15 protein-coding genes are annotated in these 15,020 nt (G+C 65.1%); 8 read left to right on the top strand and 7 right to left on the bottom strand.

From position 1 onward, the window contains the following. Positions 1-51 precede the first annotated feature (51 nt). Both OEW28_RS00490 and OEW28_RS00485 read right to left on the bottom strand, forming a co-directional pair. Positions 52-1,527: an AMP nucleosidase gene (locus tag OEW28_RS00490; RefSeq protein WP_263732773.1), complete on the bottom strand. Its 1,476-nt coding sequence runs from the start codon at positions 1,525-1,527 to the stop codon at positions 52-54. After that, on the bottom strand, positions 1,524-3,329 hold the full coding sequence (locus OEW28_RS00485) for an adenine deaminase (RefSeq protein WP_263732772.1): 1,806 nt from the start codon (positions 3,327-3,329) through the stop codon (positions 1,524-1,526). Before OEW28_RS00485 ends, OEW28_RS00490 begins: the two co-directional genes overlap by 4 nt. A 136-nt stretch (positions 3,330-3,465) precedes the next feature. Here OEW28_RS00485 and OEW28_RS00480 point away from each other — a divergent pair, with 136 nt between their 5' ends. Both OEW28_RS00480 and OEW28_RS00475 read left to right on the top strand, forming a co-directional pair. Then, on the top strand, positions 3,466-3,756 hold the full coding sequence (locus OEW28_RS00480; RefSeq protein WP_263732771.1) for an Rdx family protein: 291 nt from the start codon (positions 3,466-3,468) through the stop codon (positions 3,754-3,756). After that, positions 3,753-4,583 (top strand): SDH family Clp fold serine proteinase, encoded by an 831-nt coding sequence (locus OEW28_RS00475; protein WP_263732770.1) that lies wholly within the window; start codon positions 3,753-3,755, stop codon positions 4,581-4,583. The genes OEW28_RS00480 and OEW28_RS00475 overlap by 4 nt, the downstream gene beginning before the upstream one ends. 6 nt (positions 4,584-4,589) lie before the next feature. On the opposite strand, the gene OEW28_RS00470 is transcribed toward OEW28_RS00475, so the two are convergent. The 5 genes from OEW28_RS00470 to fliF all read right to left on the bottom strand — a co-directional run bounded on the left by OEW28_RS00470 (position 4,590) and on the right by fliF (position 9,412). Further along, complete coding sequence (locus OEW28_RS00470) at positions 4,590-6,047, bottom strand: sialate O-acetylesterase (RefSeq protein ID WP_263732769.1); 1,458 nt, start codon at positions 6,045-6,047, stop codon at positions 4,590-4,592. A 175-nt stretch (positions 6,048-6,222) separates the two neighbouring features. Beyond that, positions 6,223-6,945: a flagellar type III secretion system pore protein FliP gene (gene fliP / locus OEW28_RS00465; RefSeq protein ID WP_263732768.1), complete on the bottom strand. Its 723-nt coding sequence runs from the start codon at positions 6,943-6,945 to the stop codon at positions 6,223-6,225. Position 6,946: 1 nt separating this feature from the next. Beyond that, on the bottom strand, positions 6,947-7,219 hold the full coding sequence (locus OEW28_RS00460; protein ID WP_263732767.1) for a FliM/FliN family flagellar motor switch protein: 273 nt from the start codon (positions 7,217-7,219) through the stop codon (positions 6,947-6,949). Then, positions 7,212-7,808 (bottom strand): FliH/SctL family protein, encoded by a 597-nt coding sequence (locus OEW28_RS00455; RefSeq protein WP_263732766.1) that lies wholly within the window; start codon positions 7,806-7,808, stop codon positions 7,212-7,214. Before OEW28_RS00455 ends, OEW28_RS00460 begins: the two co-directional genes overlap by 8 nt. After that, positions 7,805-9,412, bottom strand: a complete 1,608-nt coding sequence (gene fliF, locus OEW28_RS00450) for a flagellar basal-body MS-ring/collar protein FliF (RefSeq protein ID WP_263732765.1) — start codon at positions 9,410-9,412, stop codon at positions 7,805-7,807. Before fliF ends, OEW28_RS00455 begins: the two co-directional genes overlap by 4 nt. 115 nt (positions 9,413-9,527) lie before the next feature. Between fliF and OEW28_RS00445 the strand changes: the two genes are divergently transcribed. The 6 genes from OEW28_RS00445 (at position 9,528) to OEW28_RS00420 (ending at position 15,012) form a co-directional block, all read left to right on the top strand. Continuing rightward, positions 9,528-10,013 (top strand): flagellar basal body-associated FliL family protein, encoded by a 486-nt coding sequence (locus OEW28_RS00445; protein WP_263732764.1) that lies wholly within the window; start codon positions 9,528-9,530, stop codon positions 10,011-10,013. Between the two features lie 7 nt (positions 10,014-10,020). Further along, positions 10,021-10,383: a hypothetical protein gene (locus OEW28_RS00440; protein WP_263732763.1), complete on the top strand. Its 363-nt coding sequence runs from the start codon at positions 10,021-10,023 to the stop codon at positions 10,381-10,383. Continuing rightward, on the top strand, positions 10,380-10,958 hold the full coding sequence (locus OEW28_RS00435; RefSeq protein WP_263732762.1) for a MotE family protein: 579 nt from the start codon (positions 10,380-10,382) through the stop codon (positions 10,956-10,958). The genes OEW28_RS00440 and OEW28_RS00435 overlap by 4 nt, the downstream gene beginning before the upstream one ends. A gap of 85 nt (positions 10,959-11,043) precedes the next feature. Further along, positions 11,044-11,913 (top strand): flagellar motor stator protein MotA, encoded by an 870-nt coding sequence (gene motA / locus OEW28_RS00430; RefSeq protein ID WP_263732761.1) that lies wholly within the window; start codon positions 11,044-11,046, stop codon positions 11,911-11,913. After that, positions 11,910-14,204, top strand: coding sequence for a hypothetical protein (locus OEW28_RS00425; protein ID WP_263732760.1), 2,295 nt, complete (start codon positions 11,910-11,912; stop codon positions 14,202-14,204). The genes motA and OEW28_RS00425 overlap by 4 nt, the downstream gene beginning before the upstream one ends. Before the next feature lie 169 nt (positions 14,205-14,373). Further along, a complete protein-coding gene (locus OEW28_RS00420) occupies positions 14,374-15,012 on the top strand; it encodes a transglycosylase SLT domain-containing protein (RefSeq protein WP_263732759.1) in 639 nt (212 codons plus the stop codon). Positions 15,013-15,020 lie beyond the last annotated feature (8 nt).

Genomic DNA, 15,020 nt, shown 5'->3' with positions numbered 1-15,020 from the left:
TCGCGCGTCAAAGCAAGCGATTTTCGCCCATTTAGGGCGATTTTCGCAGCGTTAAAGAAAGGCTGTTTCCTCGAAACTACGCAGCTTGCGGCTGTGGATGCGCTCGACCGGCATGTCGCGCAGCTTCTCCATCGCGCGCACCCCGATCTGCAGATGGCGGCTGACCTGGGTGCGGTAGAAATCCGTCGCCATGCCGGGCAGCTTCAGTTCGCCGTGCAGCGGCTTGTCCGAAACGCACAGAAGCGTGCCGTACGGAACCCGGAAGCGGAACCCGTTCGCCGCGATCGTTGCGCTTTCCATGTCCAGCGCGATCGCCCGTGACTGCGACAGGCGCTGCACCGGGCCGGACTGGTCGCGCAGTTCCCAGTTGCGGTTGTCGATCGTCGCGACGGTACCGGTTCGCATGATCTTCTTCAGGTCGAACCCGTCCATGTGGGCGACGTCGGCGACCGCCTCCTGCAGGGCGATCTGGATCTCGGCAAGGGCGGGTATCGGCACCCAGACGGGCAGGTCGGCATCAAGGACATGATCTTCGCGCAGATAGGCGTGCGCCAGCACGAAATCGCCCAGCGACTGGGAATTGCGCAGCCCGGCGCAATGGCCGACCATCAGCCAGGCGTGCGGCCGCAAGACCGCGATGTGGTCCGTCGCCGTCTTGGCGTTCGACGGGCCGATGCCGATGTTGACCAGCGTGATGCCCTGGCCGCCGCGGCGCTTCAGGTGGTAGGTCGGCATCTGGGGCATCTTCGCCGGTTCACGCAAATCGCCGTCGGGTGCGGTGATCGCGACATTTCCGGGGCCGACAAGTGCTGTGTAGCCCGACGTCGGGTCGCCCAGGGCCTTGCGGGCGTAGGCCTCGAACTCCTGAACATAGAACTGGTAATTCGTGAACAGGACGAAATTCTGGAAATGCTCCGCATCCGTCGCGGTGTAGTGGCTGAGCCGGGCAAGCGAGTAATCAACCCGCTGCGCGCTGAAGGGCGCCAGGTGGTCGGAGCCGTCGGGATTGCGATTGGCCGTGCCGTTGACGACATCGTCGTTCGTGGTGGCAAGGTCCGGCACGTCAAAGACATCGCGCAGCGAAAAATCCAGCACGCCTTCCTGGGGCACATTGACGTGCGGGTTCGACGCGACCGCGAAATGCACCGGGATCGGCGTGGAACTGGGCCCGACCCGGACCGGTACGCCGTGGTTGCGGATCAGGTGGCCGATCTGCTCGATCAGGTAGTTGCGGAAAAGATCGGGCCGCGTGATGGTCGCCACATAGGTGCCAGGGACGGCGACATGACCGAACGACAGTCGGCTGTCGGCCTTGGCATGGCTGGTCGTCGTGATCCGCACCTCGGGATAGAAGGCGCGGACCCGCGACGGCGGGCGGTGGCCGCCGAGCGCGCGGGTGAACTGGTCGTACAGAAATGCCGTCGACTGTGCATAAAGCGCCTCGAGCCTGGAAACTGCAGCGGTGGCGTCGGTGAACAGTTCGGCCACGGGGGCGTCGGGGGTGAGAACCGGGGCGGTGTTGGTCATGCGAAAAGCTCGGTGAACTCGAACCTGGTGACGTCGACAAGGCCCAGGTCGGAAATCCTGAGTTCGGGGATCACGACGAGGGCGAGGAAGGAATGCTGGATCGAGGCGTTGTTCAGGTCGCAGCCGCAATCGCGCATCCGCGCGACAAGGTTCGAGGCCTTGGTGGCCATCTCGGCGGCGGGCGCGTCGGACATGAGCCCGGCGACCGGAAGCGGGATCTGGGCGATCTCTTCCCCGTCCTTCCACAGCGAAAAGCCGCCGCCCATCTTCGCAATCGCGTTGGCGGACTCTGCCATCATCTCACGATCGGTGCCGACGACGATGATCTGATGACTGTCATGCGCGACGGTCGAGGCCATCGCCATGCGGCCCTTGTAGCGGAACCCGTTGACGAAGCCGTTCACCATCCGGCCCGAACTCTTGTGCCGCTCGATCACCGCGCACTGCGCGACATCCTGGGCCGCGTCGGGCTCGACCGTGCCGTTCCTGACGTTCAGTTCTGCGGTCAGTGCGCGGGTCGGGGCCTGGTTCTCGACGATGCCGATGACCTTGACGCGCACCTTCGACGCGCCCTTCGGCGCCGGGATCGCGAAATCCTCTGCCGTCTTGTCCGCGCCCATCCGGACCGTGTCCCTTGCCTTCGCGGGCCAGTCGTAGTGCGGGCATGTAACGGTCAGGCGACCGTTTTCCGCGACGGTCCGGCCCCGGGCGATGACAAGTTCGCAGGGCAAGGTCCGAAGGTCAGGGGTCAGGATCAGGTCGGCGCGCCGACCGGGGGTGATCGAACCCAGTTCTCGCTCCAGGCCGAAGTGCGTCGCAGTGTTGATCGTCGCCATCTGCAACGCGATCAGGGGATCGCAGCCCTTTTCCACCGCGCGGCGATAGGCGCGGTCCATGTGCCCCTCCTCGACCAGCGTGCCGGGGTGGCAGTCGTCGGTGCACAGGATGAAGTTGCGCGGGTCCAGCCCCTTTTCGGTCACCGCCGTGATCTGGCGGTCCACGTCGAACCAGGCCGAGCCGTGGCGCATCATCGCCCGCATCCCCTGACGCGCGCGCACCACAGGGTCCAACTCGGTCGTGCCCTCATGGTCGTCGGCGGGACCACCCGCGACATAGGCGAGGAAGTTGGGGCCAAGGTCGGGGCTGGCGTAATGCCCGCCCACCGTCTTGCCCGCCCGCTGGGTCGCGGCGATTTCGGCCAGCATCTGCTGGCTGCCCGCGATCACGCCGGGGAAGTTCATCATCTCGCCCAGCCCCACGATGCCGGGCCATCTCATGGCCTCGGTCACCTCGTCCGGGCCGATCTCGTACGGCGTCGTCTCCAGTCCAGGCGCGGATGGTGCGCAGGAGGGCATCTGCATGAACATGTTGACCGGCTGCATCAGCGCCTCGTCATGCATCATTCGGACGCCCTCGATGCCCAGCACGTTCGCGATCTCATGCGGGTCGGCGAACATCGTCGTGGTGCCGTGGGGAATGACCGCGGCAGCGAACTCGGCTGGGGTCAGCATCCCCGATTCCACGTGCATGTGGCCGTCACACAGGCCCGGAACCATGAAACGACCCTGCGCCTCGATCACCTCGGTTTCAGGGCCGATCGCGTAGGTCAGGTCCGGCGCGATCGCGGCAAAGCGCCCCTCGGCGATCGCGATGTCGTGGCCGGGCAGGATTTCGCGGGTATGGACGTTGACCCACTGTCCGCCGCGAATGACAAGTTCGGCAGGCGCACGGCCCGCGGCGACTGCGACAAGGCGGGGGGCGACGTCGGACCAGGGCGAGGGGGTAAGGTTCTGAGTTTTCATGCCAAAACGTGCCAGATCGCCCGCATGCCCGCAAGGGGCTGCACGACCTGCCATTCGCTTCTCCTGCATATGCGAATTTTCGCAGAGATTTCGCGAGGAACCGGCTAGGATCGCCCGGAAGCCGAGGAGAAATAGCTTGCCCCTGCCTGTCGTCACGATCACCTACTGCACCGGATGCAACTGGCTCTTGCGCTCAGCCTGGATGGCGCAGGAACTTCTCTCCACATTTCAGAACGACCTGGGCAGCGTCGCGTTGCAGCCCGGTTCGGGGGGCGCGTTCCAGATCGTGTTGGACGGAGAGGTCATCTGGGAAAGAAAGCGCGACGGCGGCTTTCCCGACATCAAGGCGCTGAAGCAGATGGTACGCGACCGGATCGATCCGGAAAGGTCGCTTGGCCATGTCGACCGCGCCGGAGGAAACCCATGAGCTTTTCGGACGCGCTTTGGCTCTTCATCATTCTTTCGATGCTGCAGCCGGTGATATCGCGCAAGTTCCTGGACATGCGGCGGCTTCAAATGATCGACCGCTTCCAGAAACAGCGCGGCAGCCGCGTGATCCTCATGGTTCACCGGCAAGAGACGATGCGCATCCTGGGCTTTCCGCTCATGCGGTATATCGACATCCAGGACAGCGAGGATGTCCTGCGGGCGATTCGCATGACCGACAAGGACACGCCGCTGGATATCGTTCTGCACACGCCGGGCGGGCTGGTGCTGGCCGCGTTGCAGATCGCCCGCGCGGTCGAGGCGCATCGCGGCAAGGTCACGGTCTTCGTGCCGCATCATGCGATGTCGGGGGGGACGCTGGTTGCGCTGGCGGCCGATGAGATCGTGATGTGCCCGCATTCGGTGCTGGGCCCGATCGACCCGCAGATCGGACAGTTTCCAGCCGCCTCGATCCTGACGGTCGTCAAGGACAAGCCGGTCGCGGAAATCGATGACGAAACGCTGATCCTTGCCGACGTGGGCCGCAAGGCCCTTGATCAGGTGCGCAAGGCCGCGACCGAGATCCTTTCGGCGCGAATGCCGAAGGACAAGGCGGCCGGGATCGCCAAGCTTCTGTCGTCGGGAACCTGGACCCACGACTACCCGATTCCTGCGCACGAGGCGCAGGAGATCGGGCTGAACGTCGTCACGGAAATGCCCGAGGATGTGCTGACGATGATGACGCTTTATCCGCAGCCGGTCCGGCAGTCGGGCGGGGTCGAATTCCTGCCCGGACCGCACCAGCCTGCGCCGCGAAGGGCACGCTGAGCCACGTCAGGCGGGCCGAAGCACCAGCGTGCTCAGAGCGACGCGCGCGACGGTGCGGTCGAACGCGTAGGCGACCGTCAAGTCGCCCGAAGATGTCCTGATGCCCGCGGCCGAGTGGACGCCGTAGTTGCTGTTGCCGGCCGAGGTCGTCAGGGTCTGGCCAAGGTTCACGCTGGACACGGCCGTGCCGCTTGAGGTTCCCGCGGCACAGGCGAAGACGAGGTCACCCTGATCGGCGGCGACCGTAGCCGAAATCGCAGTCGTGTTGCCGACCACCCGAATTGTTGCAAGGCCCCTTGCCGACGCCGGATGCATGCGCGCACCATAGACCGGCAGGACGCAGGCGGCCGCCTGGGCGTTGTAGGGCAATGTGTCGAAGGTGACGTCAAGCGTCGCGCTGGACCCCGTCGGCACCCGCCCGTAGAATAGCGTGACCCCGCAGAGATAGGCGTCGACCTCTGGTGTCCCGGCACGGGTCAGCGGCGTGCCGCCGACACGGACGCCAATCGGCCGGACCGCGGTATCGGCGCGTGCGGTGACCGCGACGATCAGCATTCGTTCGGCCGCGGGGGCGCCGAGTGCGACGCCCTGGACGCTGGAAACAAGAGCACGCGGCAGGGCGTAGTGACCGAGCGCGCCTGTGGTGATCGCGGATGCCGACCCGATCGTGGTGTTCGCTGCCGCCTCGGATAGCCCGTCGAGATAACGCAGCCCAAGAGCGTGAAGCGAAGGTGCGTCGGCATGAAGCCCGTCGAACAGCGAAACCTCGACCGGGTTCGACGGATCGGCATAGCCCGCAAAGGCCACGCTGTTAGGCAGGGACTGGCAGCTGCTCTGGATCGTGGGATGATACAGGCCGGACAGCGGGAAGTGCCCGCCGACGACGAAGGGGGTTGTTGCGCTGGCGGCGTCGATATCCTCACGCAGGTTTCCAACCAGTGCCGCCAGGGCGGTTGCGTGACCATTGCGCGCGGCTTGTGTCTGGCTGTCGGCCTCGCCCTGGTGCCACAGGATCCCTGCCAGGACGGCGTTGTCAGGCAGGGCCGACATCGCAGAATTCACGCGCGCGACTGCGGTCTGATATTCCGCACTGCCTCGGGTCCATTGTGAATTGACAAGACCGGCGCCGTCGCGGGCAATGCCGATGAGATGCACGGGATTGTCCGGGTTCGCAATCTGGTAAGCGGTGGCGAAGGACCGCGCCCAGCCGAAGTTGGCGGATGCGTCTGGGCGCGCGATGGCCCCGGTTTCCCAGGGGCCGTGATACAGCCTGCTTCCGATCGCCGCCCAGCTGTCCCCGGCGGACCAGTGGCGTGCCGTCGTGGGAAACTGCTCTGCGTCGGTTTCCGGCGCGCGGCCCGAGGCATTGCCCGAGCCGGCGATCACGAAGACATGCGGCGCGGGTTGTTTCACGAAACGCGCCACGCGCGGGTTCGCCCGAATGTCGATGCCGATCTGAAACATGCTTTCATCCTTGCCCTGGCGGATGCCGGGCGGCCTGCATCGGCCCGCCCCCGCAAACGCTCTGCCCGATTGCCGAATGGGCCGGACATTAAGCGTGCCCCATGGCCCGTTGCCAACCGGGGTAAACCTGCGGGCTCAGCGTTCACCCTCCGGGGCGATCATCTGGGGGTGTGGATCAGAAGTAGCTGCGCACCAGCGCACCGCTCAGCAGCGCCCATCCGTTCGCGACCACGAAGAATGCCAGCTTGAAGGGAAGTGCCACGACGGCGGGCGGCACCATCATCATGCCCATCGACATCAGCACCGCCGAAACGACCAGGTCGATTATGAGAAAGGGCAGGTAGATCAGAAAGCCGATCTCGAATGCGCGGGACATTTCCGACAACATGAAGGACGGAACAAGCAGGGACAGCGGGGCGTCCTCGGCATTTGAGAAAGCCGTCATCTGAGGGCGCAACGCGCCGAGCTGCGCCAATGTCTCCGGGTCGAGCCTGTGCGCCATGAAGATGCGGAACGGCGCTATCCCGGCGTCAAAGGCGGTCGCCGCGTCGATCCTGCCTTCCATCAGGGGCGAAACCGCGTCGGTCCATGCCTGCAGGAACACCGGCTCCATCACAAACCAGGTCAGGAAAAGCGCAAGCGTCACAATCAGCATGTTCGGCGGGGACTGCTGCAGGCCGATCGCCTGGCGCAGGATCGACAGGACCGTGACGATGAAGGGAAAGCAGGTGATCATCACCGCGAGCCCCGGCGCAAGCCCAAGCAGCGTAACCGCCGCGATCAGGAACAGCGACTGTCCGGTCAACGTGGATCCGTCCAGCGAAAGCGTGACTTGCTGTGCCAGGGCCTGACCCGGCAAGGTTGCGATCATCACTGCAAGGATCAGGCGGCGGCGCATGTCATTCCTCGGTCTGGCGCTCTGCGATCTCGGTCAGTCTGACCGCAAGGCGCCCGGTCCCATCTCCGTCAAGTTCCACCAGCTCGCCACGCGCGATCAGCCGTTCTCCGACGTAAAGTTCCACGGGATCCTCGACCCTGCGATCCAGTGGAAGGACCGCGTCACGCTTGAGCCTGAGAAGATCACGAAGCTGGGTTCTGGCCCGGCCGACCGAGATCGTGACCTCGATCGGGATCGCGGTGAACGGGCTGGCGCCGGGATCCCTGTTATCCATGGGACTGCTCCTGCGATACGCCGGGATGAAAGAACGCCGTCACAGCCTCACCGATCTGCCTGATCACTCGGTCAAGATCGACGCCGATTTCGCTCGGGCCTACAGCCAGATGGACCTGTCCCAGTGAAAGCGAAGGCTCTGGATCGAAGATCACGGGGAAGCCAGCCTGTCGGACGGCGATCTCTTCGATCATCTTCCTGTTGTCCGGATGCGCGCGCAGCCGAACGGGCGCGTCCAACAACTTGTCGGCTTCGGGCCTCAGCAGATCCAGAACCACCTGTCCAAGCGCATCGTGTGCCATCCGAGGCAGAACCTTCGCGACCATTTCGGCCAGGAGGGGTTCAATCGTGCGCAGGACGTGGTCGCGCGCATCGGCGTAGGTCAACGACATTTCGCGCAGGCTTTTGCCGAGGTCGGCGCGCAGGCGCGCAATTTCGCTTTCCTGCGCGTTCACGGCGTCTTCCCAACCCGCCGTGAACCCGGTCTCGTAGGCCAGAAGCCGGGCCTCTTCCAGTTCCCGGACCGAAACATCGCGCGCGTCCGCTTCGTGGGTGTCGTCGAAGGAGTCCAGCTGTAAGGGACGTGTCATTGCGCTTCCTCCTTCTCTGGCTCTTCCAGCCAGCTGCGCAGGATTTCTGCCGTCTCTTCGCGTTTTTCCGCCATCAGCGCCCGCAGTCTTGCGACCGGGTCGGTCGCAGTGTCAGCGGGACTGTGCCTTGGCGCGCCAAGCGTGAGGCTTCGGGATGTGGCGGACCCGGCCGGGTCGACGGAGGGCGATCCATCCTCGATCTCTCCGGTCAGGGCGTCAGGGTCCGGTCTGGCGGATAGCCGCGCCGCGGGCGGCCAGGATGCGGGCGCAACAGCCGGCCTTGCGTTGCCAAGGATGGGACGGAGAACGAAAATCCCCAGCAACAAGGCAATCAGCGCGGCCGCGCCGGCCTGTGCAATCCGCGTCACGTCGATCGACGTGGGTCCGATCCAGTTCGCGCCAGCCGCTTCGGTTCCAGTGACCGCGGGCTCGAACGGAAGGGATCTGATGGATATGACGTCGCCCCTGCCTTCGTCGAAGCCCACTGCGGCGGCCACCAGTTCGCGTAGCGCGGCCAGTTCCTCTTCCGGTCTTGGCGCCGGGGGTTGCCCTTCCTCTGCAGCGGCGGCGTTTACCAGGACGGCGACCGTCTGGCGACGCACGGCCCCGGGTGCGCGCAGCAATTCCCGCGTGGTTTCCGATACCTCGAAATTGACCCTTTCGCGCGACTCGCTGGACTGGTTCGAAGACCCGGCGCCGCGGCCGGTGTCGCCGGAGGGCAGGTTGGATGCGACCGTGACCGGCCCGGCGCCGCCCTCGGATCCTGCCTTGGAACGCTCCTCGCTGTCCGTCGAGATCGCGATCCTGCTGTCCGGGTCGAGCTTGCGTTCGCTGATGGTTTCGCTTTCGGTGACGATTTCTACAGAAACTTCGACGACGACGTTGCCTGGGCCGACGCGGGCTTCCAAAAGGCGCTGTACGGCGCGGCGCAAGTCATCTGATCGTGCGCCGGCGGAGGCGCCAATCGCCGAGTCGTCGGCCACCAGGTTGCCCTTTCCGTCCAGCACTGAAACGTCCGCGGGCTGCATGCCTGCGACCGCAGAGGCGACCAGAAAACGCAGCGCCTTGGCGTGCTCCGCGGTGACGATGCCCTGTGACGTCGCGACCATCACCGACGCCGTCGGCGGTGCCGAGCGCCGGAAGCCGGCCGGCTCGGCACTGGCGATATGGACGCGCGCGAAGCGTACGTCGGGCAGCGCGGCGATCGTTCGCGCGATCTCCCCCTCCTTCGCGCGCAGATAGGCCGCGTCGAACATCTGGGATGTGGTTCCAAAGCCCGAAAGGCCGTCAAGCAGCTCATAGCCCGCACCGCTGTTCGCCGGCAGCCCCTCCGAGGCAAGCACCATCCGCATCTCGTCGCGGCGAACGCTGTCGACATAGATCGCATCGCCACGAATGTCGTAGGGAACCCCATGGCGCTCAAGCGCCGCCAGCACTTCGCCCGCCCGGGCCTGGTCAAGCCCGGAATAAAGCAGGGCCTTCGACGGGTTGCCCGAGGCCCCGGCCAGAAGAAGCACGGCGGCGAACATGGAAACCGCGGCCGCGACGACGATGATCCGATGCTTCGGGCGAAGGGCCTGCCAGAGTGCCAGGAACTGCTGCAAGGGATCTCTCCGTCTTTCGGGCGTTCAGCCCCGCAGCCCGATCAATCCGCAATTCCGCTTAAGAATTGGTTAGCCGTATTCGTCCTACAGATCCCCTGACATCGGGAGAAAGATCATGGCTGACTCGCAGTCGGAGAACGCTGCAGGCAAGGGCGGTAAAACGGGTAGGGGCCTGATCTTTGGCCTGATCCTGGCCCTTGCCGGGGGGGGCGCCGCCTTCTACTCCGTCTACTCCGGCTTGATCCTCGGGCACCACGGGCCTGCAGAGGCCGAGACCGGGGCAAAACCTTCGCAGATGCCGGAAGTCGCCTTCGTGCCGGTTGAGCGGATCGTGCTTCCGCTGGGTTCAGGCGACACCGGGCGCTATCTGCACTTTGCCGCCCAGATCGAGGTGCCCTTGGCCCATGAGCAGGAGACGCTGCACTTCTTGCCGCGCGTGACCGATGTTCTGAACACCTACCTGCGGGCGGTCGAGCCCGAGGATCTCTCCGAAAAGACCGCCCTGATCCGCCTGAGGGCCCAGATGCTGCGGCGGGTTCAGGTCGTACTGGGCGAAGGCCGCGCGCGGGACCTGCTGATCACCGAATTCGTCATCAATTGAGGCAGCCATGGACTTCCTGTCAGATCTGCTGTTGTTCGCCGCGGCTCTTGGCGCGGGGTTCTATTGCCTGATCCTGTCGCGCCGACTCAATCGCTTCAGCCGGCTTGAGACAGGAATGGGCGGGGCGATAGCCGTGCTGTCCGCGCAGGTCGATGATCTGACGCGCCTGCTGGAGGGTGCGCGTGAAGCTGCGCAGGACTCGGCGGACCGGCTTGAGGACCGGACGCGGCGGGCGGAAGCGGCCGCCAGGCAACTGGAACTGATGCTTGCATCTTTGCACGACCTTCCGGCCAAGACCGCAAACGCATCGAACGAACGCCCGCGATTGGTCCGTCGCCGGGCAGCTGCAAAGCCGCAGGCGGACAGATGAGCGTGCAACGCCGATCCGCCCCACGCCGCGCCGGACGACGTGCGCTTGGCCTGATCGCGGGGCTGTTTCTGGGTTCCGCCTTGCTGCGGCTCGTCGGGGCGGTGCCCGCCGCAATGGCCGACGCGCAAGGCGAGCCGGGGGGTCAAACCGCCGCATGCGTGACCGAAGATGGGGTCATGGAGCTTTTTCAGGCAGTGCGCGACCGAGAGGCGGCTGTCGTGGACAAGGAAAGGCGCCTGTCGGAAAGGGAAAGTACTGTCGAGCTCGCCCTGGCGGCCATGAACCAGCAGAAAGAGGCTTTGATCGCCGCGGAGGAACGGCTTTCGGCGACACTGGCGATGGCGGATCAGGCCGCGGAGAAGGATGTGTCGCGCCTTGTGACCGTCTACGAAAGCATGAAGCCGAAGGAGGCAGCGCCGCTTTTCGAGGAGATGGACACGGATTTTGCCGCGGGCTTCATCGCGCGAATGAAGCCTGATGCCGCCGCTGCGGTCCTTTCGGGAATGGATGCGCAGAAGGCCTATCTGGTCAGCCTTGTCCTTGCGGGTCGCAACGCCCGCGCGCCGACCGAATGAGGCGCCTGTCGTGATGACCAAGACGAAATCTTAACCCGCGGGACGCTAGCTTGCCCGGGCAAGCGGACGATTTCGGAATTCGACCATGATCGGCATCATCGGCATCGCCATCATCTTCATCATGGTGTTCGGCGGCTACACGCTGCACGGCGGCAGCATGGGTATCATCCTTGAGGCCCTGCCCTGGGAAATGATCATGATCGGGGGCGCTGCGGCGGGCGCCTTCGTCGTCGCGAACGACACGGCCGCGATCAAACGGACGCTGAAGGATGTCGGCAAGGTCTTCAAGGGCTCGAAATGGAAGGCCGCGGACTATCGCAACCTGCTGTGCCTCTTGTTCGAACTGACTCGACTGGCGCGATCCAATCCCGTCGCCATCGAAGAGCACATCGAAAACCACGGAGCGTCCACGATCTTCGCGAAGTATCCCCGGATACAGGCCGACCACGAGGTTTGCGACCTGATCTGCGACACGATGCGCGCGGCCTTGATGAATTACGACGATCCCCACCAGGTCGAGGAGGTTCTGGAGAAGCAGCTGGAAGCCAACCTGCACCACGCGCTGCATTCCAGCCATGCCCTGCAATCCGTCGCCGACGGGATGCCGGCACTTGGAATTGTCGCCGCGGTCCTGGGTGTCATCAAGACCATGGGGTCGATCGACCAGCCGCCCGAGATTCTGGGCGCGATGATCGGCTCTGCCCTCGTGGGAACCTTCATGGGCGTCTTCATGGCCTACGGCCTGATTGGTCCGTTCGCCGCCAAGGTGAAGGCCGTGGTCGAGGAGGACGCGCATTTCAGCAAGCTCATCCGCGAGGTTCTGGTCGCGGACCTTCACCGTCACCCCCCCAATATCTGCATCGAAGTCGGTCGCCAGAACACTCCGCACCAGTTCCGCCCCAGCTTTGCCGAGCTGGAGCAATCGCTGAAGCAGCTGAAGGCAGAGGCGGCATGATACGCCTTTTAGCGGCCTTGTGGGTGATGACCGCCTCGATCGCCGGTGCCGAGACGGTTGGGGTTCGTTCCGGTGATCACGGTGACTTCACGCGCATCGTGGTCGACCTGCCCGAAGGAGTCGGGTGGGCCCTGGGGCGCGAAACGGACGCCTATGAACTGCGCCTGGACCGCCGGGGTGTGGAGTTCGACATCTCGCGCGTGTACCGGACGATTTCGCGCGAACGGGTCTCGGACGTCACGGCGCTTCCGGGTGGCGGCCGATTGTTGCTGGCGCTGAACTGCGAATGCAGGCCACGGGCTTTCCTGACCGATTCAGGGGCGGTGGTGATCGACATCCGGAATGGTGCGCCTGATTCGACGTCCGAGTTCGAGAAACCCTTGCCGGTCTTCGAACGGTCGGCATCGGGTGTGTCCCGCAACGATATGCCCGTGCAGCCAAAGCCAGATCCGGATCGGGCCGCAAGTCAGGCACCTGCTGGCGACGGGGCAGGCGTTTGGGTTGCGGGGCATTCCGCGCCGGCATCGCAGGTCTTGCCCTTGGGGCCGGACATTCCGCTGGCGCGCCCGCCGCGGCTGGCGACGGTCGATGCAGCATCCGCCGACGAACCCGACAGCAGGCAGGAACAGGCAAGGCAGCTCCTGCTTGAGCAGTTTGCCAAGGCGGCGGCGCAGGGGTTGATCCGGGTCGAAGGCGATCTGCCGTCCGCACCCTTGACTGACCCTGAGCCGGGGCCTGAACGGAGCGCGCCACAGCAATCTGTGGTCGAGCAGGCGCCCAGTTTTCCCGTGCGCGCCAGCACCAGCGTTCAGTCCGCGCAGCCCCTTCCTGCCGAGGACCGTTCGTTTACCGCAGCGGGCGACGACTGCCCGGCGGAACAACGGTTCGCTCTACGGGACTGGACGTCGGATGCACCGGCGGCTGATCAGATTGCAGAGCGTCGCGCGGCGCTTGTGGGAGAGATCGACATACCTGATCCGGATGCCGTCAAGGATCTGGCCAGGCTCTATATTGCGCTGGCGATGGGACCCGAAGCAGAGCTTGTCCAGCGCGCCTTCCGGCAAGAACCGGACGCGGATCTGCTTGCGATCGCACGGATCCTGGATGACCGGCCGCTAGAGCGCCCAGAAGATCTGGTGCGATACGCCGATTGCGCCACATCGGTCGCCCTTTGGGCCGTGCTTGCAGCGCGCGATCCGGCGTCGACGCCGGCCTTTGACGCCGCTGCCATCCTCCGCGGTTTCAAGGCGCTGCCTGATCCGGTGCGCCGTGCGGTCACGCCCCGGTTGGTCGCGTTCTTCATGGCGCACGGGGACCAGGAAAGTGTGCGCATCCTTCGCAACTCGCTGAGTGCATCCCACCCGGAAGATGCGGCGCCGTTGAACCTGGCCGATGCGGAGCTTGCCATGCAGTCGTCTACAGGTGTGATCAATGCCAGGATCGACGCATTGGCGCTGTCGAATGATCCGCTTTCGCCGCAAGCGACACGCGCCGCGATCGAGGCGCGGCTTGCCGCGGGGCAGCCCGTGGCCGAAGCACTTGCCACGCATGCCGAAGCACTGGCCTTCGCCTCGGGCGACGAGGACATCGGCGCGGGTCTTGCGGGCTCAGCGGCGCTCGCCTGGGCGTCGGCCAGTGTTTTCGACCGCGCCAAGGACATACTGGACCGTGTCGAATACGATCTTGACCCGGACTCGCGGTCGCGCGTTGTTGCGCGCTTCGTGCAGATGCTGACGTCAGGTGCCGACGATGCGATGTTCCTTCGCATCGCCTTTGCGCGTTCGCGCTGGCTTTCCGCCGAAGTGATCGGAGACGATGCCAATCTGGGTGCCGCGCTCCGTCTGTCCGAGTTGGGCTTTCACGGACTGGCATCAGATCTGCTTGGTCCGGCTTCCAAGGCCGGCGAAGCGGCCGGGCTGGTCCTTGCCAGCAACGACCTTGAAAACGGAGACATCGACGCCGCAGTGGAACGTCTCTCAGTCCTGGGCGATCCGGCCGAGGCGCTTCTGGCGCAGGCAAGGGAACTGTCCGGCGATCCGCAGGGGGCGGTTGCCGGTCTCTTGCGCGCCGGAGACTCCGAAGGCGCGCTGCAGACCGCCTGGAGCAACGGTCTTTGGCCGGATGCTCAAAGGCTGGCGACCGGTGCAAGGCTGCGCGCAATCGAGCTTTCCCGCCCCGCGATAATGGGCGAAGACCCGCTGCCCTCGCTCGCATCAGCGCGCGGCCTTGTGGATCGCGCGCGAGAAACCCGCGCCGTGTTCGAAGACCTTCTCGCGGTCCCGGATTCCTGATTGCGGTTACGAAATCTCAAGCACCTCTGACTAGCCTTCGCCAAGGCGGCAAGAACTGCGGCGGTAGGCGATGCGGAATAGCAGATTCGTGACATCCGGGATGCGTCCGGGACTCGGGCGACTTCTGTCCCTGGTTTGCGTGATGCTCTGGTCATCGTCCTTGGCGGCAATGCCAGATCCTTCGAACCTGTGCGACCGCGCGGCAGAGGACGCCGCTCGCAGCACAGGGGTACCCGTGACCGTGCTTTACGCGATCACGCGCGCAGAAACCGGGCGCGGGGGGAAGGGCGGGCTTGCGCCTTGGCCCTGGACCGTGAACATGGAAGGTACGGGACGGTGGTTCGACTCGGCATCAGAGGCCCGGGCCTATGTCGAACAAGGCCGGGCAAGGGGCGCACGCAGCTTCGACATCGGCTGCTTTCAGATCAATCACCTGTGGCACGGCCAAGCTTTCGAGTCGGTCGAGGACATGTTCGACCCCGCCCGCAACGCCCGCTACGCCGCCGAGTTCCTGAAGTCGCTTTTCGCCGACACCGGATCCTGGACGGCGGCGGCGGGCGCCTACCATTCCCGCACGCCCGATCTTTCGAAGCGATACGCGGACCGTTTCACGCGTATCCACGATGCCCTGATCGCGAACGGCGCACCCAGCGTGCCCGACACGCCGCCTCGGGTCGCTCGTCAGGGCAGGGACAATCCCCTGCCCCTGCTCGTCGCCGGACAAAAGGCTGGCAACGGGTCGCTCGTGCCTCTGGCGCAAGATGCACCGTCACCGCTGTTTTCCTCGGAACCAAGGGTCTTGTACTGATGTCTTCC

Source organism: Albidovulum marisflavi (assembly GCF_025751435.1).
Classification (GTDB): domain Bacteria; phylum Pseudomonadota; class Alphaproteobacteria; order Rhodobacterales; family Rhodobacteraceae; genus Albidovulum; species Albidovulum marisflavi.
Note: the sequence above shows the minus strand (reverse complement) of the source record. Positions and strands in the feature narration are given on the sequence as shown.

Excerpts from the sequence above, each read along its gene's own strand:
- fliP (WP_263732768.1), bottom strand. The coding sequence starts at position 6,945 with ATGCGCCGCCGCCTGATCCTTGCAGTGATGATCGCAACCTTGCCGGGT.
- OEW28_RS00425 (WP_263732760.1), top strand. The coding sequence starts at position 11,910 with ATGATACGCCTTTTAGCGGCCTTGTGGGTGATGACCGCCTCGATCGCC.
- OEW28_RS00485 (WP_263732772.1), bottom strand. The coding sequence starts at position 3,329 with ATGAAAACTCAGAACCTTACCCCCTCGCCCTGGTCCGACGTCGCCCCC.
- OEW28_RS00440 (WP_263732763.1), top strand. The coding sequence starts at position 10,021 with ATGGACTTCCTGTCAGATCTGCTGTTGTTCGCCGCGGCTCTTGGCGCG.
- OEW28_RS00445 (WP_263732764.1), top strand. The coding sequence starts at position 9,528 with ATGGCTGACTCGCAGTCGGAGAACGCTGCAGGCAAGGGCGGTAAAACG.
- OEW28_RS00490 (WP_263732773.1), bottom strand. The coding sequence starts at position 1,527 with ATGACCAACACCGCCCCGGTTCTCACCCCCGACGCCCCCGTGGCCGAA.
- OEW28_RS00470 (WP_263732769.1), bottom strand. The coding sequence starts at position 6,047 with ATGTTTCAGATCGGCATCGACATTCGGGCGAACCCGCGCGTGGCGCGT.
- OEW28_RS00435 (WP_263732762.1), top strand. The coding sequence starts at position 10,380 with ATGAGCGTGCAACGCCGATCCGCCCCACGCCGCGCCGGACGACGTGCG.
- OEW28_RS00475 (WP_263732770.1), top strand. The coding sequence starts at position 3,753 with ATGAGCTTTTCGGACGCGCTTTGGCTCTTCATCATTCTTTCGATGCTG.
- motA (WP_263732761.1), top strand. The coding sequence starts at position 11,044 with ATGATCGGCATCATCGGCATCGCCATCATCTTCATCATGGTGTTCGGC.
- OEW28_RS00460 (WP_263732767.1), bottom strand. The coding sequence starts at position 7,219 with ATGGATAACAGGGATCCCGGCGCCAGCCCGTTCACCGCGATCCCGATC.
- OEW28_RS00420 (WP_263732759.1), top strand. The coding sequence starts at position 14,374 with ATGCCAGATCCTTCGAACCTGTGCGACCGCGCGGCAGAGGACGCCGCT.
- OEW28_RS00455 (WP_263732766.1), bottom strand. The coding sequence starts at position 7,808 with ATGACACGTCCCTTACAGCTGGACTCCTTCGACGACACCCACGAAGCG.